The following is a 23077-nucleotide window of genomic DNA, read 5'->3' on the forward strand; positions in this document are numbered from 1 at the left end:
AGCGTATTGACGCCTCTTCAGGCCATCTCTACCTTGCGCCGAGGGAGAGCTCCGATGAATCAATCGAAGTCATGCGCACGAGCCGCCAAGTGCTGAACCGCCATGCGTACGAGCCGCCAAGTGCTGAACCGCCAAGTGCTGAACGAGCCGCCAGGAGGCGCGATGCCCAGCCAGCCCAGGATGCCCAGCCCGTCGCGGAACGCCAGGGACCCGAGGAACCCGAGTGAGCCCAGTGAGCCAGGGACGCCCAGCCCGTCCAGAAGATCCGTGCTCGCCAGCGGAACCGCGCTCGGCGGGACGCTGCTCGCGGGAGGAGTGCCGGGCCAGGCCACGGCCGCGACGGCCCCCGATGCCCCGGCCGGCACCGAACCCACCGCCCCCGCCGATGCCTGGCGCACGGTGCTCGACGACGCCGACCTGGTCTGGCAGCAGATGCCGAAGACCTGGTACGAGGGCCCGTTTCTGGGCAACGGCTTCCTCGGCTCCGGGATCTACGCGGAACCGGGCGCCGAGACGAAGGCGATCCGCTTCAACATCCAGCACTCCGAGGTACAGGACCACCGCCCGCAGTTCGGCTCGCTCTTCGGGCTCGCCCGGCTGCCGATCGGGTACTTCACGCTGGAGACGGTGGGTACCGTCACGGGCCTGGACTGGCGGCTCGGCCTGCGCGACGCCGAACTCACCGGCACCCTCACCACCGACAAGGGCACCCTGGAACTCCGCGCGCTCGTGCACAACTCGCGCTCCGTGCTCGCCGTCCAGGTGGTCCCGAGCGAGGGCGAGCGCGGTTTCCGCTGGGCCTTCCACCCGGCCCAGGCGATCAGCCCGCGCGCCGCGTTCCGTCCGCTCCCGGCCGGGTACGAGAGCAACCCACCCGCCGAGACCGGTGAGTACGACGGCATATCGGCCGCCGTACAGCCGCTGCTCGCGGGCGGTCAGCACGTCACGGCGTGGCGGGAGCGCACCAGGGGCGAGGCCCGGACGCTGTATGTGCACGTGGCCCACTCCTTCCCGGATACCTCGGCCCGCGCTCGCGCGCTGCGCGCCGTCCGCAGCGCGTCAGAACTCCCGTACGACCTGCTCGCCGCGCCCCACCGAGCCTGGTGGAACGCCTACTACCGCAAGAGCTTCCTGTCCCTCCCCGACGCCCGCATCCAGCGCTTCTACTGGATACAGCTCTACAAGCTGGCCTCCGCCGCCCGGCGCGACGCCCCCGTGATGGCGACGTGCGGCCCCTGGCTGGAGCCCACACCCTGGCCCGCGACCTGGTGGAACCTCAATGTGCAGCTGGAGTACTGGCCGATCCACGGCTCCAACCACCTCGAACTCGACGCCGTCACACGGGCGCTGAGCGAGTACCGCGACAACCTCACGGCGGAGATGGCCCCGGCGTACCGCACGGACTCGCTCGGCATTCCCCGCACCACGGACATCCATCTGGTCAACGGTGGCGCGACGAGCAACGCCGAGGGCTACGGCGTCGGCATCCCCGGCCAGGACCCGCCCACGCCCGAGGTCGGCAACCTCACCTGGGCGCTGCACAACGTATGGCTCAGCTACCGCCACACCATGGACGAGTCGATCCTCCGCGACGTCCTCTTCCCCCTCCTCCGCAAGGCCGTCAACTACTACCTGCACTTCCTCGTGCCGGGCGCTGACGGCAAGCTGCACCTTCCGGCGACCTTCTCGCCCGAGTACGGCGGCAACAGCCGGGACTGCAACTACGACCTGATGCTGCTGCGCTGGGGCTGCCGCACCCTACTCGATACGACTGAACTGCTCGGTGTGGACGACGAGTTGGCGCCGCGCTGGCAGGAGGTGCTCGCCAAGCTGACGCCGTATCCGGTGGACGCCAACGGCTACATGATCGGCGCGGACATCCCCTTCGCGAAGTCCCACCGCCACTACTCGCATCTGCTCGCGGTGTACCCGCTCTACGAGGTGACCGGCCGCACGCCCGACGAGAAGGCGCTGATCGAGAAGTCCCTCGCCCACTGGGTCGGCTTCGAAGGCGCCCTGCAGGGCTACACGTTCACGGGCGCCGCATCGATGTCCGCACTGCTCGGCAAGGGCGACGACGCACTGACGTATCTCGGGCAGCTGATGACCCGCTTCGTCCAGGCCAACACGATGTACAAGGAGTCGGGCCCGGTCATCGAGACACCGCTGTCGGCGGCACAGTCCCTGCACGACATGATCTGCCAGTCCTGGGGCGGCATCATCCGGGTCTTTCCCGCACTGCCGGCCGCCTGGGCGGATCTGGTCCTGCACGACTTCCGGACGCAGGGCGCCTTCCTGCTCAGCGCGGTACGGGAAGACGGGGCGACCCGCTGGGTGCGACTCACCAGCGAGGCTGGCGCGCCGTGCGTCGTCCGGCACGGCATCGCGGGCGACATCGAGGTACGGGACGGGCGAGGCCGAGGGCTGCGGTACGAGGACGTGGCCGACGGCACGATCCACATCGCCCTGCAGAAGGGCGAGTCGGCGCTGATCACGGCCAAGGGCGACCGCCCCGAGCTGCGGATCGAGCCGGTTCAGCCGATCGCGGCGGCGCCGCGGTGGGGGCTGCCTGCGTGAGCCGGGGGCTGTCTGCCTTACGTCCGTGGCGCTAGGGCCGCGCGCCGATGCGGGGGCCGGGGCCGGTGGGTGACTGACCGGGGAGCCGCCCACGCCCCCGGGCCCTGGGTCAGCTGCTGCCTTTGCGTCAGCTGCCGCCTTGCGCCAACTCGCCTCCGTACCAGATGTGCTGACAGGCATACGTGCGCCAGGGACGCCATGCGTCGGGCACCGGCTCGTCGGGCAGGGCCACGTCCGGGTCGCCGAGGGCGCGCATCCGGATGAGAGCGACGGTGCGGGGGTCCATGCCGGGCAGGGCGAGCAGCGCCGCCGCGGCGTCGTCCCGGTCGGCGCCCGCGTCGAGGCGCGCGGTGCCGTCGGCGAGGGCGGAGGCCAGGGCACCGAGGGTGCCGCCCTCCGCTTCGGCGAGTACGCCGGGTTCGGGGAACACATGGGTGAGCGTGCCGGAGGGCGTGTCCAGGGCCTTGCCGTACTGCTGCACGAGCCGTTCAGCCTCCTTCCGCCCGACCAGCGCACGCACGGCGAACTCCGCGGGATCCGCGGCGCCGGGCGAGCGCAGCCCCGGCCGCGCTGCGACCAGAGGGCCGAGCCGGGGATCGGCGCCGAGCCGCTCGTCGACGGCGTACGGATCGGCGTCCAGATCGAAGAGCCGCCGCAGCCGCTGCACGGCGGTGGTCAGGTCGCGGAGGTCGGTGAGGTGCAGGCGTGCCTGGAGCCAGCCGCCGCGAGCGGCGCCGGCGGGACCAGGGGTGGAGGCGTCGACAGGGTTGGCGGGAATGACGGGATCGGCAGGGTGGGCGGGGCCCGCGGGAACGGGAAGGTCGGGGCGACCGGCAGGAGCGTCGGCACCGGCAGGGTTCGCGGCACCGGCGCGATCGGCGACACCGGCAACGTCGGGGCGACCGGCAGGAGCGTCGGCACCGGCAGCGGTCGCGGGACCGGCAGCGCCCGCCGGAACCGCAGGACCACGGGCGACGTCGGCGGGGCCGAGAGAGTTGGCGGGGTCGGCAGGAGCGGCGGTACCCGCGGAACCGGGAAGCTCGGGGCGACCGGCAGGAGCGTCGGCACCGGCAGCGGTCGCGGGACCGACAGCGCCCGCCGGAGCCGCAGGACCACGGGCTGCGGCACGCGGGCCTGCGGTCTTCTCCTCGACGGCCACGATGCCCGTGCCGTACGGCAGCCGCAGGGTGCGCCGGTAGACCCGCGTACCGCGGTGCCCGGCGACCTCCTCCACGCCGGGGACTGCCTCGCGTGCGAGCGTGTCGAACACGGCTCCCGCCTGGTACGGGCCGCGGTAGGCGAGCCGCAGCGGGACGCCGGCCGAGGGCGTGACGTCCCGCGGTACGGCTTTGCCGCGTCGGCGGCCCTCGGCACGCAGCTCGGTCGGCGTGGCGGCGTACACGCCACGGATCGTGTCGTTGAACTGCCGGACGCTGGCGAAGCCCGCCGCGAAGGCGATCTCGGTGACCGGCAGACCGGTGGTCTGGAGCAGGACCCGCGCCGTGTGCGCCCGCTGCGCGCGGGCGAGCGCGACGGGGCCGACGCCGACCTCGGCGGTGAGTTGCCGCTGTACCTGGCGGGCGCTGTAGCCGAGGCGCTCGGCGAGGCCGCCGACGCCCTCGCGGTCGACGACCCCGTCGGAGATCAGCCGCATGGCGCGGCCGACCACATCGGCACGCACGTTCCACTCGGCGGAGCCGGGCACCGCGTCCGGACGGCAGCGCCGGCAGGCCCGGAACCCGGAGCCCTGGGCAGCGGCCGCGGTGGCGTAGAAGCGGACGTTCTGCCGCTTCGGGGTGACCGCGGGGCAGCTCGGGCGGCAGTAGATGCCCGTCGTCTCGACGGCGAAGAAGAACTCCCCGTCGAAGCGGGCGTCGCGGCTGCGCACCGCCTCATACCTGGTTTCTTCATCGACCACGTCATCCAGTGTGCGGGGTCGCCTGCGACGGGGCTCGCGGGAATCGGACGTGGCGTTCGGGGCCCTGACGGGCCCCCGGGGCCCCGGACCGCGCTCAAGCCCGGTCGGCTTGAGCGCGGTCCCCCGTGGGCCCGTCCTCGTGGGCCCGTCCTCGTGGGCGCGCGCGGGTGGGCCAGCGTGCCGGACGCCGCGGGGTCCCGCTGCGCCCCCATTGCCCCCAGGGCATGGGGGCACCACCCCCATGCCCTGGGGGCTCCTCCCAGCGTCAGCTGAGGAGGAACGACTGCCTACAGCGGGGGCGCTCAGCGCAGGCGCCCCCGCTTTGCCTCCATCGCCTCGCGGCCCTCCGCGCCCCTCCGTTTCCAGTCGCGGCGCATCTCGGCGCGCAGCCGCGCATCCGTCCTGGCGGCGATGCGCTGGTTCTCACGCAGCAGCTTGCGGTAGCTGTCGAGGCGGCGTTCGGACAGCGTGCCGTCTTCGAGGGCCGCGAGTACCGCGCAGCCGGGTTCGGCCGTGTGCGCGCAGTCGTGGAAGCGGCAGTTCCCGGCGAGTTCCTCGATCTCCGAGAACACCTGCCCGACCCCGGCCTCGGCGTCCCACAGACCCACGCCGCGCAGCCCGGGCGTATCGATGAGGACACCGCCGCCCGGCAGCACCAGCAGATTGCGGGTGGTGGTGGTGTGCCGGCCCTTGCCGTCGGCGTCGCGGATGGCCTGCACCTCCATCACGTCGTCGCCGAGCAGCGCGTTGGCGAGCGTGGACTTGCCCGCACCGGACTGCCCGAGCAGCACACTCGTGCCGCCCGCGACCACGGCGGCCAGCACGTCGATGCCGTCGCCGGTCGTGGAGCTGACCGGCAGCACCTGCACACCCGGCGCGGTGGTCTCCACGTCCTGGGCGAGATGGGAGAGCGTCACCGGGTCCGGCACGAGGTCGGCCTTGGTGAGGACGACGAGGGGCTGGGCGCCGGACTCCCAGGCCAGGGCCAGGAACCGTTCGACGCGTCCGAGGTCGAGCTCGGCCGCGAGCGACACGGCGATGATCGCGTGGTCGACGTTGGCCGCGAGGATCTGTCCCTCGGAGCGCTCGGACGAGGTGGACCGCACGAAGGCGGTACGGCGCGGCAGATACGCCTGTACGAAGCGGGGGTCGCCGGCCGCGTCCACGGCCGCCCAGTCGCCCGTACAGATGACCCGCATGGGGTCGCGCGGCGTCACCAACGCCGTGTCGGCCCGGACGACCCCCTCGGCCGTGGCCACGTCGCACTGCCCTCGGTCCACGCGCACGACACGGCCGGGCAGCAGGCCCTGCTCGCCGTATGGGGCGAATTCGGCCGCCCAGTCGGCATCCCAGCCGTAGCGGACGAGAGTTGAGAAAACGGTCTTCTTCAAGGGGAACCCTTCGAAGGGTGGCCCCGGCACACGCGCACAGGCGTGGGAGAGGAAAGAGGTCAGCCGGAGACCACGGAGGTGGAATGGATGAACTTCCGGATGCGGGCAGCGCCCATCGCAACGACAGCCATCAGTCACACCTCCCGTTCTTCACTCGAGCCGACGACAGCGGCCAACGGCCAACGGCCACGATTGCTCGGCCTACCCTAGAGAGATGGCGTGCTCGAGCGCCATCGGTTTTTTTCGGCCCTCCGACGCCTCGTACCGCCGAACTGCGCACCCGGACAGGCGACGCGCGGAACCACCGCACACATTCCTGCTGTCTCACTCCGCACGCACGTCGCATTCAATCTGCCACGGCTGGGCCAGAGCCTGCCTCGCCGCCGAGTGGTTCTGCCATTTCACTGACGTCCCTCTCTCGCTCGACCCGCTCAGCGGCTCACAGCGTTCGGCGCACGCCCGCCTGGCGTTCGAGATTGCGCAGCTGCACGGCCAGATCCCCTTCCACCGCCTCGTGCGCCGGGCCCCGACGTCCGACGGGCAGGACCTCCTCGCCCCGCATGTCCTCCAGCATGAGCGCGAACGCGGCATACATGGCCACGCCCCCGAGGAGCAGACCGAGAGCCCCGGACACATAGCCGACCCATGTGGCACCGGTGAGGTTGAACAGCGACGCCACTGCGAAACGTGGCACGGCCACGCACAGCACGAACCACATCGCGCGCTTGCGGTGCGCGACGGTCGCCATCAGCAGGGCAAAAACGGCGAACACCAGGTTGAGCACCCCGAGCACCTCGGTGCCGGACGGCGGTTCGAGGGCCAGCACCAGCGAACTCGCCAACCAGGTCCCGGAGAAACACGCCATGAGAGACGCCGCGAGCACGTCCCTCGCCCCGAAAGCCAGGATGCTCACGATCAGTTGGAGGACGAAAGCCGGCAGGATCGTCAGGGCGACCGCCCTGTGGGCGTCGTCACCGAAGACGCCCAGTTGCATGCCGCCGACGATGACGGATGCGATCGCCACCGCGAAGAATCCGACCGGCATCGGGGATGCGATGGGATGGAGGTTGATACGGGTCATCGGACGCAGGTCCGGTTCGAAATGCCGACCTGGCGGCTTGGCCCGCTCCGGGGATGAATCGGTAGTAGTGCTGCTCATGGTTACCTCTCTCCTGTGTGCCGTGCTTTCAGGGTGCGGGATATGTTCAACGCGACCGTGGGTATACGGCGCTCGGCAAACCGTTTCGCTGCCCGGCCGCCGATGCCCGGGATTCACTGACCCTTGGGGTGCGTCCGGCCTGCTCCTTCAGCGTTGCCAGTGCCTGCCTTAGCGGGGGGACGCCGTCCCCAGCGCAGTTGCGGGCCCGACGGCACCTTGCGTCTGCGCCATGCCCGCGATCGGCATGCTGGTCATGTGGCTCACCTTCGGTGGAATCGTCGGGCCCGAGACGCGCCCCTGCTTCCCTCGGTACGAATGCACCGTAAGCGCGTGCGGCAGTACCCGTTTTGTCAGCAGCGCACAATGCGTTGACCGTGGGAGCACTCCACCTCAACCACACGACTGCACCACATCACCTGAAAGTCGCCGCCCGACCCGGAGCCTGGGTCGACATCCTCGAGCCACATCAACGACGCTGGTCCGGCGGGCCGGTCGCTTCTTGCCTCACGGCGCCCTGTGCGGTTCCGGTACTGCACAGCAACGGACGTGCCCTTCTGCTCCCGGCATTTCTGCCTGTGTTTCTGCCTGGAGACCGAAGCGGTCCGCTGCTTGGCTGTTCAGTGCGGGCGGGAACCCGGGCCTCACTGAAGCGGTCCGGTTGCGGTCCAGCGAGGTCGCTGCCCGTACGACGAGCCGTCCGGCCCTGCCGGACACCGGCCGCCGCCTTCCGGGGAGGTGCAGCCGTCCGTCCCGTTCCCGTCCGTTGCAGCCCCGGAGTCACTTCCCCTGAGGGGAGAGCAACTTGAGCTTGGTGTTGACGACCGCCTCCGTGCCGGACCGGGACAAGGTCTCGTACTGGAACGATGCGGTGAGCAGGACGCTGGTGCCGATGACGGTCGCCCCGCGGGGCGACGGCCCGTTCGACGGCCGGATCGCCACCGACCGCTTCGGGTATCTCCAGGTCTCCACCATGGAGGCCGACGCGGAGCGGGTCAGCCGCACCCCGGCGCTGATCGCCCGATCGTGCGAGGCGCTGGTGGCGGTCGGTGTCCAGATATCTGGCACGGCCACCTTCATCCAGGACGGCCGGCGGTCCGAGGTGGGCGAGGGAGACCTGGTGGTGTACGACACGACCCGGCCGTACTCCTTCGACTATCCGCAGCGGTTCGCCACGCACGTCTTCCAACTGCCCCGCCGCACGCTGGGTGTGCCGGACAGCGACATCCGGCAGGTCACGGGCAACGCCATCGGCACCGGGGACGGCTTCGGCGCGATGCTGCTCCCGTTCCTGGCGACCCTGGCCTCCTCGGCCGACGGCTACCCGCCGGCCGTCGCGAACCGGCTGGCCGGCAATGTCGTCGACCTGTTCGCCACCCTGATCGCCGAGCGAGCCCACCCGGGCGGTACGGACCCGGACACCGCCCGCAGCCACCTGCTGCTGCGCGTCCGCGACCACATCAACCGGAACCTGGGCGACCCGGACCTGTCGCCGGAGACTATCGCCCAGACGCACCGGATCTCCGTCCGGTACCTGCACCGGCTGTTCGAAGGCGAGGGGACCACCGTCAGCCGGCTCATCCAGCAACGGCGCCTGGAGGAGTGCAGCCGTGAACTGGCCCGCCGCGGCAGGACAGCCCCCACCGTGTCCGCCGTGGCCCAGCGGTGGGGCTTCGTCAACCCCGCCCACTTCAGCCGGGCCTTCCGCGCCGCCTACGGCGTCTCCCCCCGTGAATGGCGCACCCTGCGCACCGCCCAGGAAGACGGCGGGCGGTCCCCGGCTGTCACCGCGGCGCCCGGGACCGTCCCAAAGGCCGCGGCCGATGTCCACGGTGCCGACCGGCCGGTGGCTGACCTCCCGTCGTCCAGCGGGTAAGGTCCCCGCTCAGAGCCGTGCGGGCCGTCCTGTGCCTGCGGCGGCAGTGCCCCGGCCCGGCAGCCGCAGCATCGCGTTCCGCCGCTCGACCAGGCACCCGGTGCACCGAACAACCCTTTCGCTTCAGGCCCCCTCGGCCCTCTCAGCAGGAGACCGTGTGACCGACTTCGTCCCTATTTCCGTTCGGCACCCGGTCCTGGACCGCCCCACCCGAGCATTCGTGACCCGGCACACTTGCCCACCGTCGGCGCACGACCCGGACGTGGAAGAGGCCCGGCTGGACTTTGCGCGTCTCCACGGGAAGGACGACCCCGAGCCTCTCGACGAGGAGGCCACCTCCACGGAGTGGTTCGCACTGCCGGGCGGACCGACCGGGCATGTGCGGGTGCAGGTGGTCAAGCCCACCGGCAGCGTCGGCGAGATTCCCGTAGTGCTGTTCCTGCACGGGTTCGGCTGGGTACTGGGAGACGCCACCACGTACGAGCGCCTGGTACGCGCGTTCGCCCTCGGCACGGACGCGGCCGTGGTCTTCGTCGACTACGAGCGCGCCCCCGAGGCGCGCTACCCGGTCGCCGTCGAGCAGTGCTACGCGGTCGCGAAGTGGATCTCCGAACAAGGCGGCGAAATCGGCCTCGACGGAAGCCGGATGGCCGCCGTGGGCGACTCGGCGGGCGGCAACCTGGTGGCAGCGCTGACCCTGCTCGCCAAGGAGCGCGGAGGGGTGCAGCTGCTGCAGCAGGTGCTGCTCTGCCCGGTCACCGACGCCGACTTCGACACCCCCTCGTACCAGGAGTTCGCCAAGGGCTACTTCCTGGGCCGCGAGACCATGCGCTGGTTCTGGGACCAGTACCTCCCCGACGTACGGCAGCGCAGCGAGGCCACCGCATCACCGCTGCAGGCCTCCCTGGAGCAGCTCACCGGACTCCCCCCGGCACTGGTGGTCACCAGCGAGGCCGACGTGGTACGCGACGAGGGTGAGGCCTACGCGGCGAAGCTCCGTGCGGCCGGCGTGGCGGTGGTCTCCATGCGCTACCACGGGACGATCCACGGCTTCATGGTGCTCGATCCACTGCGCGACACCGACGCCGCCCACGCCGCCCTCGTCCAGGCCCTCGACACCGTGCACGTCGCCCTGCACCGGCACCGCAGCTGACTCCTTCCGCTCCGGGACAGGTGCATGGAGGTGCGCCCAGGGCACATCCCCCGTGCGAGCAGGCAGGTGCCGCCGCCCGTACCGGGTCGGCTTGAGGTGCGGCTGATCCTTCTGCCGGTGACACCATCGCGCTGACATTCCGTCAGCGGCGGCATCCCAAGCCGTAGCCGGAGCGCACCCTGCCGACACCGGCGCATATCCGACCGCCCCGGCACCGCTTCAGCGCAGCGGCCGGTCCGCTCTGCGCAGGAAAGCACCGCTTGCCGGACGGCCGCCCGCGTCGGCGGACGATCGCGCAAAGCCGTCAGTGACACGAAGTCATGGACCAGGTCGGGAAACAGGCCGCGACGCAGCGCAGCTGATCGACACTGCTCCGTCGTCCCACGTCACGTCGGCCTCCGCGATGATCGCCAGGGCCGGCGACAGCCCCACGGGATGCCGAACCCAGGGCACATCGCGGCGGCAGACGTTCCTCACTCGGAGGGGAGCGAGTCCAGAAGCTTCTGCACGGTCTTCAGCTCGGTGCCGTCGGCCGCGTCGCCGAAGGCGAGGGCCTGACGGAGGCAGGAGCGGGCTTCCTCGGCTTCCCCCAGTTCGATCAGGGCCTCTCCCAGAGCCAGTAGCGCTTCGGCCTCCCTGTGGGGAACGCCGATGCGGTTGAACTGGACCTGGGCATTGCGATAGTGGTCGGCGGCCTCGCGCCACCGCCCCAGGGCGGCGCAGTCTTGACCGAGAGCCTCGGTCGCAGTGGCGCGAAAATGGCCGGCGGCATGCCCGCTCACCGGGCAGTTGGGCGCATCGAGGAAGGCGATGACGCGCTCGTGCCGGGCCAGGGCTTCCTCGCCACGGCCGAGGTCGCGCAGGATGCCTCCGGACATGCCCATAGCGTCGATCCAGCCCTCGTACTCAGCGACGGCTTCGAACAGGTCGGCGGCGGCGCGGGCCTTGTCGAAGCCCTCCTGGACCTCGCCGAGCTGCCGGTGAGGCCATACCGCATAGACCAGTGCCCAGCCCTGCTGAGAGGCGTCCTGGGCGCGGCGGGCGCATTCCAGCGCCTCGTCGGCCCGTTCGATGCCTTCGCGGTACCTGTGCTCGCAGCGGCCCAGAACAACGGAGTAGTAGTTCAGGTGGACGGCCTGCAGGTAGGGGTCGTCGAGTGCGGCAGCGGCTTCGCTCGACAGGCGGAAGACCTCAGGCCAGTGCCCCCAATAGAGCGATACGTGGTAATACCACTCCATGGCATCGGCGGTCTCCACAACCCGGGTGTGCTCACCCCGACGGGCGGCGCTGCGCAGCGCGGCGAGCCAGGCAAAGGCCTCGCTCTCCAGCCAGGCCCGGGCCTGTTCGACGGTCTCCAGCGGGACCAGGCCCTGCCAGGAGGACGGCGGCGCCCCGTACCCGGGCTTGTACCAGCGGCCGGCTACTGCGGCGGTGTCCAGCAGCCAGGTCCGCAGCCGGTCCTCGGCCACTTCCTGCTCTCCGGGTTCCTCCTCCCGGGACAGCCGGGCACGGGCGAACAGCCGTAGCAAGTCGTGCAGTTGGTAGCGGCCGGTGAAGGTGGCCTGGAGCAGCCCGGCCTCGACCAACTCCTCCATCACGTCCTCGGCCTCGAAGATCCCGGTCGCGGTCAGGGCTGCGCCGTAGGCGGCGGTCATGTCCGGCCCCGGAACCAGGCTCAGCAGCCGCAGCATCCGCGCGGCCTGGGCGGTCAGCTGCCGGTAGGACAGTTCGAATGCCGCTTCCACGCGCACATCGCCGGCAGCGAGCGCACCCAGGCGACGCTCCTCGTCGGCCAGACGACCGACCAGGTGGTCAACACTCCACCCCGACCGGACCGTAAGCCAGTTCCCCGCCACCCGCAAAGCCAACGGCAGACGCCCGCACAGCTCCGCCACCCGCGCCACAGCCTCAGCTTCCGCGTCCGCCCGCTCCGCGCCCAGGATCCGACGTAGCAACTCCACCGCCTCCGCCTGCGCCATCTCCGACAGCGCCAGGCGGTCGACATCCTCCAGGCCAGTCAACGGGCGCCGGCTGGTGACCAGCACCAGACTCCGCCCGCCCGCAGGCAGCAACGGACGCACCTGCCCCTCATCACGGGCGTTGTCCAACACCACCAGACACCGGCGCTCACCCAACAGCGCCCGCAACAGCCCCGCACGACCCTGCGCATCCTCCTGCGACAACCGGCGGTCCGACACCCCCAGGGCCTTCAGCAACTTCAACAGCGCCTCGCCCGGGTCCACAGGGCCCTCCACCCCGTGCAGGTCCACCACAAAACACCCGTCAGGGAACTCCTCCGCCAGATCCGCCGCCGCCTTCAGCGCCAGCGTCGTCTTCCCACACCCCGGAGGACCCGAGACGACCGCCACCGACATTCCCACGCCGACGCGGGCCCGCTCCGCAGCCTCCCTCAGTCGGGCGAGTTCCAGACCGCGACCCGTGAAGTCCCCCACCGATCGCGGCGGCACAGCCGTCCCCGCCACGGCCACCGCACGCGTCGGACGCGCCGCCCGCGCTGCGGCCAGCAGCGCCTCCCGCTCCGCATCCGCCAGCCCCAGCCCCTCCGCCAGCGCCACCACCGTACGCCGCTGCGGAACCCGACTACGCCCCCGCTCCATATCGCCGATCGCCCGGACACTCACACCCGACGCCTCAGCCAACTCCTCCATCGTCAAACGGCCCCGCTGCCGCAGACCACGCAGAGCAACCCCGAACGATTTCTCCCCGCCCACAGACCCTCCCCGTCCTCCCCCGACAGACGGAAGAGTACGGCGTGTTTTTGCAGGCCATAGCCTCAGGGCGGCAATAGCAGCCCCCGGAACGCCTCTCCGCTCCCGACACACCCACTGAAATGCCGACATTGCTCAACCGACCGCACCCCGCCCGCCGCCCCACGCGGTGACCACGGCCGCCGGCAGCGCCGACTGGATCCCGGTGGCCAGACCCCGGCGCCGGGGAGAGGGCGCCAGTTGGCGGGCACGCAGGCCGGTACGGGCACTCGCCCCCGACGAGTCCCGCCTCCACCGCGACCACGTTCAGCCCGGGCCTCGACCAAGGGGCCCGCGACGTACTTCCGCCCGGCCCCGGGCCGACCACGACCACGTCCGTCTGCTCTCTCACGCCCGTCGCCCTCCTCCGCTGTCGGCTCGCCTGTCCGATACAGGAGCGGCCGCGCGTCGGCCGTAGGGCGGTGCCCCGTGCGCCAACGCGTCCGTCAGCGCACGAGGCCTTACCCGGGAACACACCGTCGTACGAGGTCACTTCTCCAGGAAGGCGAGGAGTGCTGCGTTGACCTCCTCCGCGTGGGTCCACAACAGGCCGTGCGGGGCGCCCTCGACCTCCACGTAGTCGGCCGATGGGAGCGCCCGGTGGAACGGCCGCGCGGTTCCCTCGGCGGGCAGGATCCGGTCGGCCGTGCCGTGCAGGATCAGGGCCGGCACGTCGATGGCCGGGATGTCGGACCGGAAGTCGGTGTACCAGGTCGACGGCGCGGCGGCGGCGGCGAAGAAGCCGCCGCCCGCCGCGACGTTCCAGCTGTTGCGGACCGCCTCCTCGCTGATCCTGGTGCCCAGGTTCTCGTCGAGGTTGTAGAAGTCCTTGAAGAAGTCGCTGTAGTACGCGTATCGGTCTGCCTTGACGGCCGCGACCACGCCGTCGAAGAACTCCTTCGGGGCGACCCCGTCCGGGTTGTCGTCGGTCTTGAGCAGGCAGGGCTCCAGCGAGGCCAGGAAAGCGACCTTGGCCACCCGGGCGGAGCCGTAGGCGGACACGTACCGGGCGACCTCGCCGGTGCCCATCGAGAACCCGACCAGGACGGCGTCCCGCAGGTCGAGGGTCTCCAGCACGGTGTTCAGGTCGGCCGCGAAGGTGTCGTAGTCGTAGCCGGTCGTCGGCTGGCTGGACTGCCCGAAACCGCGCCGGTCGTAGGTGATCACTCGGTAGCCCGCGTCGAGCAGCACGGCGCTCTGCCGCTCCCAGGAGTGGCCGTCGAGCGGGAAGCCGTGAATGAGGACGACCGGCTGCCCGGTTCCGTGATCCTCGTAATAGAGGTCGATGGTGGTGGAGTTCTCCTGACCCACATTGATGTACGGCAAGGGCTCATTCCTTCGTCCGAAGTGACTGGCAAGTGACCGGCGCGCGCAGGGCCGCACTCCGCCTCGATGAGGGCGGGCGCCGAACGGACGGCATCGACCCATCGGCGGCCGACGCCGCGGCGTTCGCGGCATGCGCGGCATGCGCGGCACGAGATGTCATCACGCTAGGGCGAACGTCACGCCGCCTGTTGTCCTGGAGCGCACCGCTCATTGCCTGGAAGTGCCGGGAAACCGACGTGCCCGGCACACTGCCGCGCAAGGCCTTCAAAGGCGTCGTCGCCCGCGCCCCCGGAAAGCGCGGAAAGGCCAAACGTGGTGCACCGACAGGCAAGGTGCCTTCACCCGCCGCCCCTAATGTCCTGTGCGTGCCTGCGGCTCATCGCCCGGCTCGGACACTGCTCGCGCCGGTCCGGCCCGGCGAAGCACCTCGACCCAGGCAACTGCCGCCCGGACAGTGTGCACCCGCGCGCCCCGCGCAATGCACTGAGCACGAGCCGCCCCAAGGCAGCCGGTCTGTGGCTCCGGGCGCCGCTCGCTCCGGACAGAGGCAGCGAATCCGACCCCGACCACCCGGCCGTCCATCGGCCGATCACCACAACGTCAACAGGGAGTTGTGCCATGTCCCGTTCCGACAGCCCGACCGTCGTCCTGGTCCACGGTGCCTTCGCCGACGCGTCCAGCTTCGCCCGCATCATCCCCGAACTGACCGCCCGCGGCCTCAACGTGGTGGCGCCTGCGGTGCCCAACCGCAGCCTGCTCGGCGACGCCGCCTACATCGCCTCGATCGTCCGTCAGACACCCGGACCGGTCATCCTGGTCGGACACTCCTACGGCGGTGCCGTCATCACCGTCGCCGGCGTGGAGGAGAACGTCAGAGCGCTGGTCTACCTGGCCGGCTACGCCCTGGAGGAGGGCGAAAGCCTGGGCGAACTGCAGGGCGGCTTCCCCGACTCCGATCTCGCCACCGCGCTCGTCTACACGCCCTTCCCGATCGACGGATCCACCACTCCCGGCACCGACGTGTCGGTCCAGATCGACAAGTTCCCGTCCATCTTCGCCGCCGGCGTCGACCCGGACCTCACCTCCGTCCTCGCCGTCTCCCAGCGGCCGCTGGCCGCGCAGGCCTTCGCCGAGAAGGCGCCGACGGCGGCGTGGAAGACCAAGCCCTCCTGGGGCCTGGTCGCCGCAGCCGACCACACCATCAACCCCGATGTGCAGCGCTACGGCTACCAACGGGCCGGCATGACCACCGTCGAGGTCGACTCCTCGCACCTGGTGATGCTCGCCCACCCCGAGCGCGTCATCAAGCTGATCGAGGAGGCCGTCCGCGCCACCGCCGACTGAAGCTGAAGCCGCCTGCCCCTCGGCCGGCTGCCGCCGGCCCTCGGCCTCAGGCCGGCAGCCGATTCTCCGCGACGCGGAAACGCATGGCTCCCGCCACCCGCGTGGGCGGCTTTGTCGGGCGGCGTTTTCCGCTGCCCGACCGGGCGATCGTCTGCGGACACGACCGGTACGGGCTGTCGCGGAAGGCTCACGCGCCCTGCTCACGCGCACGCGCACCCGTCCGTCCATCCATCCGTCCGTCCGTCCATCCATCCGTCCATCCGTCCATGGACACATCCCCTTCACCGCCCCGTAGGAAGTGAACGATGAACTCACCGATATCCCGCCGCACCGTCACTGCCTCCCTCCTCGCCGGCGCCGCCGTCCTGGCAACCCCCGGTGCCGCGTTCTCGGCCACGTCACCGGCGGCCGGCCGATCGGAGGACTCGCACCAGCAACCGGCCAAGCCCACCATCGTCCTGATCCACGGTGCGTTCGCCGACGCCTCCAGCTGGAGCGCTGTCGTCGAGCGCCTCCAGCGGCAGGGCCACCGCGTACTGGCACCGGCACTGCCGTTGCGCGGGCTGGCGAGCGATGCGTCCTACATCCGCAGCGTCCTGGACAGCGTCGGGGGACCGATCGTGCTCGTGGGTCACTCCTACGGCGGATCGGTCATCAGCCAGGCCGCGGCCGAGTTCCCGAGGGTCAAGGCACTTGTCTACATAGCGGCCTTCGTCCCCGAGGTCGGCGAAAGCGCACTGGAGTTGACGAACAGGTACCCGGGCAGCACGCTGGCGCAGGCCACGACCACCCAGTCCTACCCGCTGCCCGGCGGCGGCACCGGCGACGAACTAATCATCAACAAGGACCTGTTCCGCGAACAGTTCGCCGCCGGCGTCCCCGTCCCGACCGCCCAGGTGATGGCCGCGGGTCAGCGTCCGATCACCCTGGCCGCCCTCCAGGAGAAGGCCACCGCGGCCGCATGGAAGAAGATCCCCAGCTGGTACCTCGTGGCCACCGAGGACCGCAACATCCCACCGGCCGCCGAGCAGTGGATGGCCGAACGGGCCGGCGCCCGCACCACCACGGTCCGCGCACCGCACGCGGTCGCCGTGAGCGACCCCGGCCCCGTCACCGACCTGATCCTGCACGCCCTCCATTCCATCCGTTCCACCCATTCCGTCCGCTCCGATCGCTGAGTCGCATCGCCAAGTGACGGCGATGACCTGATACGCCACCCTCGTCCCCCGGTGACGGCCATGCGGCCCGTCATCGGGGGACGCCCATGACGACCCCTTCGGCACCCCAAGGAAGGTGGAACATGACGCGTCGTAGAGTCATGCTGGCCGCACTCGTCTGCTGCACCGCGCTGGCAAGCGCGCTGACCGGTTGTACGAACCCTGACACAGGCAGCAGCCGGGCTCCGAACAACTCCGGGAACCCGTCGGCCACCCGCGCAGGGGAACCCGGCGGTGCCCCTGCCAGGTCGTCCGGCAGACCGATGACGCCCCCGTCTGCAGGCGCCGGGTCGGCGATGCCATCCGCCACACAGGTTCCGGCGACAAGCCGATGCCATAGCTCCGAGCTGCGGGCATCCATCGGTCCGGACCACCCGGGAGCGGGGCAGAAGAACTTTGCCATCATCTTGACCAATGGCTCCCACCGCACCTGCACGGTGTACGGCTTCCCGGGCGTGGCGTTCGTGAACAGCACCGGCGAAGCCGTCACACCGGACCCCGAGCGGACCAGTGGGCAGGAGAAACGGATCGTGACGCTTGCGCCGGGAGCAAGCGCGTGGTCAGCGCTGGCCTTCACCAATCCGGCGCTCACCGGGGTCACCACCGTGATCCCGGCGGCCGTGCTCGTCACCCCGCCCGACGAGACCACGTCGATCAGAGTCCGCTGGACCGGCGGAAAGGTCTCCAACACGGGCAAGGCGTCGGTTCCCCAAGTGAGTCCCTTCAGGCCGGGCGACGGCGGCTGATTCGCGCACCGCCCAGCCTGGGGCCCGTACGTATTCGTCCCTGGTGGCATTTCCTCTGCGTGGACTGCCGCGGCGCTGTTCGATGTCGAGGCCGCCGGATGCTGCTGCCGGCGGAGCCGCTGGTCACGTGACGCCGAGCGCACCCGCGGCGGGTAGCGCCGCGGCACCCGACGCTCCACGGCGCGGCACACCGCTGACCTGATCGGTTCCGACTGGGGTGGACGGCGCCGGGGCATCGGCCGAGGAGGTCGCGGCGCCGGGCTGCACCCGCCTCGCCGGTCTTTCTGCCTGTGTTTCTGCCTGGAACCCGCAACGGCCGGCTGCTTGGCTGCTCATGGAGGGGGATCCGGCCGCGCCGAGCGGTCCGGCTCCGGTAGCAGAGGGCCCTTGCCCGCGCGACGGGACGTCCGCGCCGTGATGAGCACTGGCCATCAGTTCCCAGGAGGTGTCGGCTGTCTACTCCAGCCCGTGCTGTACGCGGGCCCGAGGGCTCCGCCGGCACTGCATGGGTGGAGGGGAGAACCAGTTGAGTGTGGTATTGACGACCGCTTCGGTTCCCGACCGGGACAAGGTCGCCTACTGGCGTGACGCGGTGAGCAGGACGCTGGTGCCGATGACGGTCGCCCCGCGGGGCGACGGTCCGTTCGACGGCCGGATCACGACCGACCGCCTCGGGTGCCTGCGGGTGTCCACTATGGAGGCCGACGCGAAACGGGTCAGCCGTACGCCGGAACTCATCGCGCGCTCGTCCGAGGCGCTCGTTGCGGTCGGCATCCAGGTGTCGGGCACGGCGACCCTGATCCAGGACGGCCGACGAGCCGAGGTGGGCGAGGGCGACCTCGTGGTGTACGACACGGCGCGGCCCTACTCCTTCGACTACCCGGAGCGGTTCTCCACCCACGTCTTCCAACTGCCCCATCGTGCACTGGGCGTTTCGGACGCCGACATCCGTCAGGCCTCCGGCACCGTCATCGGCCCCGCGGACGGCTTCGGAGCAGTGCTGCAGCCCTTCCTGAGCACACTGGCCACCTCGGCGCACTCGTACTCACCCGCCGTCGGAGGCAAACTGGCCAACAGTGTCATCGACCTCTTCGCCACCCTGGTGGCCGAGGGGACCCGGCAGGTACCCGCGGATGCAGATACGGCCCGAAGCCACCTCGTGTTGCGCATCCGCAGCCACATCGACCGGAACCTGGGCGACCCGGCTCTGTCACCGGAGGCCATCGCGAAGGCGCACCACATCTCCGTCCGCTACCTGCACCGGCTCTTCGAGGGCGAGGGGATCACTATCGGCCGGCTCATCCAGCAGCGCCGCCTGGAGGAGTGCGCACGTGAACTGTCCCGCCGCGGCAGGACGAGCCCCACCGTGTCGGCCGTGGCCCAGCGATGGGGCTTCGTCAACCCCGCACACTTCAGCCGGGCCTTCCGTAGCGCCTACGGCCTCTCCCCTCGCGAATGGCGCAGCCTGCGCACCTCCGTCGAAGGCGCCGACGCGCCGAAGCCGGACGTCCCGCCGGTGGTCGCTGTCCCCGCCACCCAACACGAGTAGCCGCCCGCGGCCGGCCCTGCTCAAACGGCCACGGCGGATCGCTGTGGCCGTACCCGGCCGCGGGCTGACCGCGCGCTGTTCAGCGGGTAAGGTGCCCGCTCGGAACGGTCTGAGGCCGGTCATGCGCCCGAGGCGGCGGTGCCCCGGCCCAGCGGCCGCGGTACCGACGGGACCGCTGCCGGCCGCGGTACGCGATGCACCGGACGAACCCCCCACTCATCTCAGGCCGTCATGGCCATCTCAGCAGGAGGCCGTGTGACGGACACCGTCCCGTCGTCGGGTCAGCAGCCGGTCCTGGACCGTCCCTCCCATGCCTTCGTGGCCAGGCACACCTGTCCGCCCGCAGCGGAGGACCCGAGCCCGGACCTGGAGCAGGCGCGACTGGCCCTGGCCCGACTGCAGGGCGAAGACCGCGTTCACGACGACGGGGTCACGTCCGCGGAGTGGTTCGCGCTCCCGGGCGGGCCGACCGGGCATGTGCGGGTGCAGGTGGTCAAGCCCGCCGGCAGCGGCGGCGAGATCCCCGTAGTGCTGTTCCTGCACGGGCTCGGCTGGGCACTGGGAGACGCCACCACGCACGAGCGTCTCGTACGCGAGTTCGCCCTCGGCACGGACGCGGCCGTGGTCTTCGTGGATTATGAGCGTGCCCCCGAGGCGCAGTACCCGGTCGCCGTCGAGCAGTGCTACGCGGTCGCGAAGTGGATCTCCGAACAAGGCGGCGAAATCGGCCTCGACGGAAGCCGGATGGCCGCCGTGGGCGACTCGGCGGGCGGCAACCTGGTGGCAGCGCTGACCCTGCTCGCCAAGGAGCGCGGAGGGGTGCAGCTGCTGCAGCAGGTGCTGCTCTGCCCGGTCACCGACGCCGACTTCGACACCCCCTCATACCAGGAGTTCGCCAAGGGCTACTTCCTCGGCCGCGAAACCATGCGCTGGTTCTGGGACCAGTACCTCCCCGACGCACGGCAGCGCAGCGAGGCCACCGCATCACCGCTGCAGGCCTCCCTGGAGCAGCTCACCGGACTCCCCCCGGCACTGGTGGTCACCAGCGAGGCCGACGTGGTACGCGACGAGGGTGAGGCCTACGCGGCGAAGCTCCGTGCGGCCGGCGTGGCGGTGGTCTCCATGCGCTACCACGGGACGATCCACGGCTTCATGGTGCTCGATCCACTGCGCGACACCGACGCCGCCCACACCGCCCTCGTCCAGGCCCTCGACACCGTGCACGTCGCCCTGCACCGCTACAGCGGCTGAGCCCACCCTTCCATCACTCGGCCACGCCAAGAACGCGCACCCGGTAGGTGCTGGCTCCCTCGCAGACGACTGTTGTCCCCCTCCGTTGCCGTCGAGGCCGCCGAGCCTCGTCGCGCTCGCGCGGCCCGGCTCGGACGGTCAGTGCTGCTGCACGGCGTCCAGCCACTGCAGGATCTCGTCTGTGACCGGGTCGGTGATGTCGACGAACTCGTCATGTTTCTGCAGGAACTTCGCCACGTAGGGGCAGACCGGCACGATGCGCTTCCCTGAGTCACGTACGTCGGTCAGCGCCTGCTGTACGAGTATCGAGGCCAGGCCCTGTCCGGCGAAGGCGTCGTCGATTTCGGTGTGGTAGAACACGCGCTGGTCGTCGCGGTCGCGGTAGGCGGTGAGGCCTGCGGTCTTTCCGTCGACCTGGATTTCGTACCGGTGCTTGGCGTCCACTCGCTGGACGGTCGGAGCGGCGGCGGGCTGCGTCATGGTGAGCCTTTCAGTGGCGCGTCGGGTTCTTGCGCGGTGCGATGGTGGCGTTGGGAAGGGCGGGCGCGGGAAGGCGGTCGCCGTCGTAACCATCGACCTTGCCGAAGCGCTCGGATGCGTTCTGCCACGCTTCCCTGGCCTCGACGATGTCTTCGTGGCTCCGACCGATGAAATTCCACCACATGACGATCTGCTCGTCGAACGGCGTCCCGCCGAGCAGGACCGCCCGAGCGACCGTGTCCGTCTCGTTCGTCAGCGTCAGCGTTCCGTTCCCCGTGCCGAGGTAGCCCAGCTCGGCCGCGTGCACGAGTGTTCCGGCCATGCGGACATCGCCCTGGTCGACGAGAAGGCCGTGCTCGAAGTCGGGGTCGATGGCGAGCGTGGTCGTCGAGTGCGGCTCGAGGACGAGTTCGGCGCCGAGCAACGGCATGAAGGTCCGCACCGGGGAGATGTCACCGGCGAGGGATCCCAGGAACACGCTGATTTCGGCTCCGTCCACCCGCACCGGGCTCGGGACGTAGTGCTGGAAGTCCCGTGCGGTGTGCCGGTGTTCCTCGGGAAGCGCCACCCACAGCTGGACGCCGTGCAGGATCGTGGTGCGCGTGGTGGAGACCTCCGAGTGGCTGATGCCGTATCCGCCCGTCATCAGGTTCAACTCGCCGGGCCGTACGAAGGCGTGGCTGCCGAGGCTGTCGCGGTGCTCGATCTCCCCGCTGAACAGCCAGCTCACCGTCTGCAGACCGGTGTGCGGATGAGGTGCGACGTCCATGCCGCCCGTGTCGGCGACGTCGTCCGGGCCGTAATGGTCCGCGAAGCACCAGGCCCCGATCAGCGTCCGGGCCCGCTGCGGCAGCGTGCGCCGTACCGTCATCGCCCTCGGACCACCCAACGGGACGTCCCGCGCGGAGAGGACGTCGACGACCGGCAACCGCTCACCATGGTCCGACGCCCCGCAGCGCAGTTCCGTTGGATCCCTCTCGACGTTGCTCATCGCACGCCCCTCTCACCCGAGAATGGTTTCGCATTCAATATTTTCCTCATATCAGGCCGATGCACCTGTCGGTACGCACGGCAGAGCGAGCGAAGGACCGGGAGCGTTCCGTGCGCATCTCCGACGGACTCACGGCGGCAGGCTAGGCCTGAGTCGGGTGCGGACACAGGGGTTTGTTTGCGTATCACTCCAACTGTGCGGTGAGGGACAACAAGCGTGCGCGCGCGGACAGGAAGGTCGTGCTCCGCTCGCGCTGCGCTTGTTCCTCAGCCGGCCGCGAGCGGTTATCCCTGGATTCGGGAAAGATGCGGTACAGGTGCGCACCGATCATTCGCGGTGACAGATGCAGTTGCTGGCCTATGCCCTTGTTGGAGAGGCCTTCCCCTGGGAGCTGGGCAATCTGCAGCTCTTGAGGGTCCCAGTCGGTATGGCTTTCAGTCTTGCTGCCCTCGCCGAGCGGAGTTCCTGGCGGGCGCGTTCGCACCATGGCTCCGTACCGACGGCCGTGAAGGAATCTCGGGCGAACACCGGGGAGCCCGGACCTGGTGGCCAGTCTCAACACCAGCGGGCCGCCGATGACGTGGAGCGCACGGTCGGTGCCCGATACACTCAAGCCTGCGCGCCCACGTGGACCGACACCTCGGGATCCGGGGCTCGGCCCGGACACCATCGCGGCTGTTCACCATATGTCCGTCCGCTCGCTCCACAAGTTCTTCGAAGGGGAAGGAATCACGGTCAGCCGCCTGATTCAGCGCCGTCGGCTGCAGGAGTGTGCCAGGGATCTCGCCCAGGGCGACAGCAGCGAGAGGACGGTCTCCGACGTGGCCCGGCGTTGGGGCTTGACCAACCGGCCTTCCCCGACGTCAGCGGAGAACGACTGCATCGTGCCGGAACAGGTGCAGCAGGAAGCTCGCAAGGGCCGTGGCGAGCAGCGCCATCACGATCACCAGGGGGAGAGCGGACCACGCATCACGTCCGCCTCCTACCCGACGCCGAGGAAGACGATCTCCGTCATGCTCCACGTAGACACAAAGAACGCGACTGCGCACCCGTCGTGACGAAGCACTCACAGACAGCGGGCTTGATCTGCCGCGAGGCGGTCACGCGCGGCGTGCCCGCGGAGAGCCGCCACCTGCTGATCTTCACGCACGCCCGCGTGCGTTGCCACACCGACGTAGAACTTGAGCCCCCGATCGATCTGCTGCCCGACATGCTCGTCGGTCCTTCCGACGATGAGACCGTCCGGCAGAGGCAGGCGACGCCGAGGGGCGGAGCCACCAGTCGGCATGGTCTGGGCCCGGCTTCGGGCGACGAGGGCGGACAGGGAGGGGCGT

Annotated in this window: 17 protein-coding genes; 9 read left to right on the forward strand and 8 right to left on the reverse strand. The window is 70.4% G+C overall.

Translation table 11 applies throughout. From position 1 onward, the window contains the following. The first annotated feature begins 180 nt into the window (after window positions 1-180). Window positions 181-2577, forward strand: coding sequence for a glycosyl hydrolase family 95 catalytic domain-containing protein (locus H1D24_RS33140; RefSeq protein WP_374064459.1), 2397 nt, complete (start codon window positions 181-183; stop codon window positions 2575-2577). A gap of 127 nt (window positions 2578-2704) precedes the next feature. Here H1D24_RS33140 and H1D24_RS33145 read toward each other — a convergent pair whose 3' ends face one another. The 3 genes from H1D24_RS33145 to H1D24_RS33155 form a co-directional block, all read right to left on the reverse strand. Continuing rightward, window positions 2705-4495 (reverse strand): AlkA N-terminal domain-containing protein, encoded by a 1791-nt coding sequence (locus H1D24_RS33145; protein WP_181661435.1) that lies wholly within the window; start codon window positions 4493-4495, stop codon window positions 2705-2707. Between the two features lie 302 nt (window positions 4496-4797). Further along, window positions 4798-5886 carry a ribosome small subunit-dependent GTPase A gene (gene rsgA, locus H1D24_RS33150; protein ID WP_220137525.1) on the reverse strand — a complete coding sequence of 363 codons (1089 nt, stop codon included), beginning with the start codon at window positions 5884-5886 and terminating at the stop codon, window positions 4798-4800. A gap of 439 nt (window positions 5887-6325) precedes the next feature. Beyond that, complete coding sequence (locus H1D24_RS33155) at window positions 6326-7045, reverse strand: GPR1/FUN34/YaaH family transporter (RefSeq protein WP_181661437.1); 720 nt, start codon at window positions 7043-7045, stop codon at window positions 6326-6328. Between the two features lie 802 nt (window positions 7046-7847). Between H1D24_RS33155 and H1D24_RS33160 the strand changes: the two genes are divergently transcribed. Together H1D24_RS33160 and H1D24_RS33165 are read left to right on the forward strand one after the other, a co-directional pair. Then, window positions 7848-8918: an AraC-like ligand-binding domain-containing protein gene (locus H1D24_RS33160; protein WP_181661438.1), complete on the forward strand. Its 1071-nt coding sequence runs from the start codon at window positions 7848-7850 to the stop codon at window positions 8916-8918. Between the two features lie 157 nt (window positions 8919-9075). Then, window positions 9076-10071 (forward strand): alpha/beta hydrolase, encoded by a 996-nt coding sequence (locus tag H1D24_RS33165; protein ID WP_309484526.1) that lies wholly within the window; start codon window positions 9076-9078, stop codon window positions 10069-10071. 473 nt (window positions 10072-10544) lie between these two features. Here H1D24_RS33165 and H1D24_RS33170 read toward each other — a convergent pair whose 3' ends face one another. Beyond that, complete coding sequence (locus H1D24_RS33170; protein WP_309484527.1) at window positions 10545-12932, reverse strand: helix-turn-helix domain-containing protein; 2388 nt, start codon at window positions 12930-12932, stop codon at window positions 10545-10547. A gap of 396 nt (window positions 12933-13328) precedes the next feature. After that, a complete protein-coding gene (locus H1D24_RS33175; protein WP_181661441.1) occupies window positions 13329-14165 on the reverse strand; it encodes an alpha/beta fold hydrolase in 837 nt (278 codons plus the stop codon). 618 nt (window positions 14166-14783) lie between these two features. On the opposite strand from H1D24_RS33175, the gene H1D24_RS33180 reads away from it, so the two are divergent. The 5 genes from H1D24_RS33180 to H1D24_RS33200 all read left to right on the forward strand — a co-directional run bounded on the left by H1D24_RS33180 (window position 14784) and on the right by H1D24_RS33200 (window position 20272). Further along, entirely contained in the window at window positions 14784-15509 is a 726-nt protein-coding gene (locus H1D24_RS33180; RefSeq protein ID WP_181661442.1) for an alpha/beta fold hydrolase, read from the forward strand. A gap of 305 nt (window positions 15510-15814) precedes the next feature. Continuing rightward, the gene (locus tag H1D24_RS33185; RefSeq protein ID WP_181661443.1) at window positions 15815-16687 is read left to right on the forward strand and encodes an alpha/beta fold hydrolase; all 873 of its coding nucleotides are present in this window, start codon (window positions 15815-15817) and stop codon (window positions 16685-16687) included. A gap of 335 nt (window positions 16688-17022) precedes the next feature. Then, window positions 17023-17472 (forward strand): DUF4232 domain-containing protein, encoded by a 450-nt coding sequence (locus H1D24_RS33190; protein ID WP_258564506.1) that lies wholly within the window; start codon window positions 17023-17025, stop codon window positions 17470-17472. A gap of 526 nt (window positions 17473-17998) precedes the next feature. After that, window positions 17999-19021: an AraC-like ligand-binding domain-containing protein gene (locus H1D24_RS33195; protein WP_181661445.1), complete on the forward strand. Its 1023-nt coding sequence runs from the start codon at window positions 17999-18001 to the stop codon at window positions 19019-19021. Between the two features lie 255 nt (window positions 19022-19276). Continuing rightward, window positions 19277-20272, forward strand: coding sequence for an alpha/beta hydrolase (locus tag H1D24_RS33200; RefSeq protein ID WP_309484528.1), 996 nt, complete (start codon window positions 19277-19279; stop codon window positions 20270-20272). A gap of 138 nt (window positions 20273-20410) precedes the next feature. Here H1D24_RS33200 and H1D24_RS33205 read toward each other — a convergent pair whose 3' ends face one another. The 3 genes from H1D24_RS33205 to H1D24_RS33215 all read right to left on the reverse strand — a co-directional run bounded on the left by H1D24_RS33205 (window position 20411) and on the right by H1D24_RS33215 (window position 22230). Further along, the gene (locus tag H1D24_RS33205) at window positions 20411-20752 is read right to left on the reverse strand and encodes a GNAT family N-acetyltransferase (RefSeq protein ID WP_181661447.1); all 342 of its coding nucleotides are present in this window, start codon (window positions 20750-20752) and stop codon (window positions 20411-20413) included. Window positions 20753-20762: 10 nt separating this feature from the next. Beyond that, window positions 20763-21743: a pirin family protein gene (locus tag H1D24_RS33210; RefSeq protein WP_181661448.1), complete on the reverse strand. Its 981-nt coding sequence runs from the start codon at window positions 21741-21743 to the stop codon at window positions 20763-20765. Window positions 21744-21927: 184 nt separating this feature from the next. Further along, window positions 21928-22230, reverse strand: a complete 303-nt coding sequence (locus H1D24_RS33215; RefSeq protein WP_181661449.1) for a LuxR C-terminal-related transcriptional regulator — start codon at window positions 22228-22230, stop codon at window positions 21928-21930. 58 nt (window positions 22231-22288) lie between these two features. Here H1D24_RS33215 and H1D24_RS43775 point away from each other — a divergent pair, with 58 nt between their 5' ends. Continuing rightward, window positions 22289-22801 carry a helix-turn-helix domain-containing protein gene (locus H1D24_RS43775; RefSeq protein WP_309484529.1) on the forward strand — a complete coding sequence of 171 codons (513 nt, stop codon included), beginning with the start codon at window positions 22289-22291 and terminating at the stop codon, window positions 22799-22801. Window positions 22802-23077: the final 276 nt, after the last annotated feature.

The organism is Streptomyces himalayensis subsp. himalayensis (genome assembly GCF_013778455.1).
In the GTDB taxonomy this organism is placed as follows: Bacteria; Actinomycetota; Actinomycetes; order Streptomycetales; family Streptomycetaceae; genus Streptomyces; species Streptomyces himalayensis.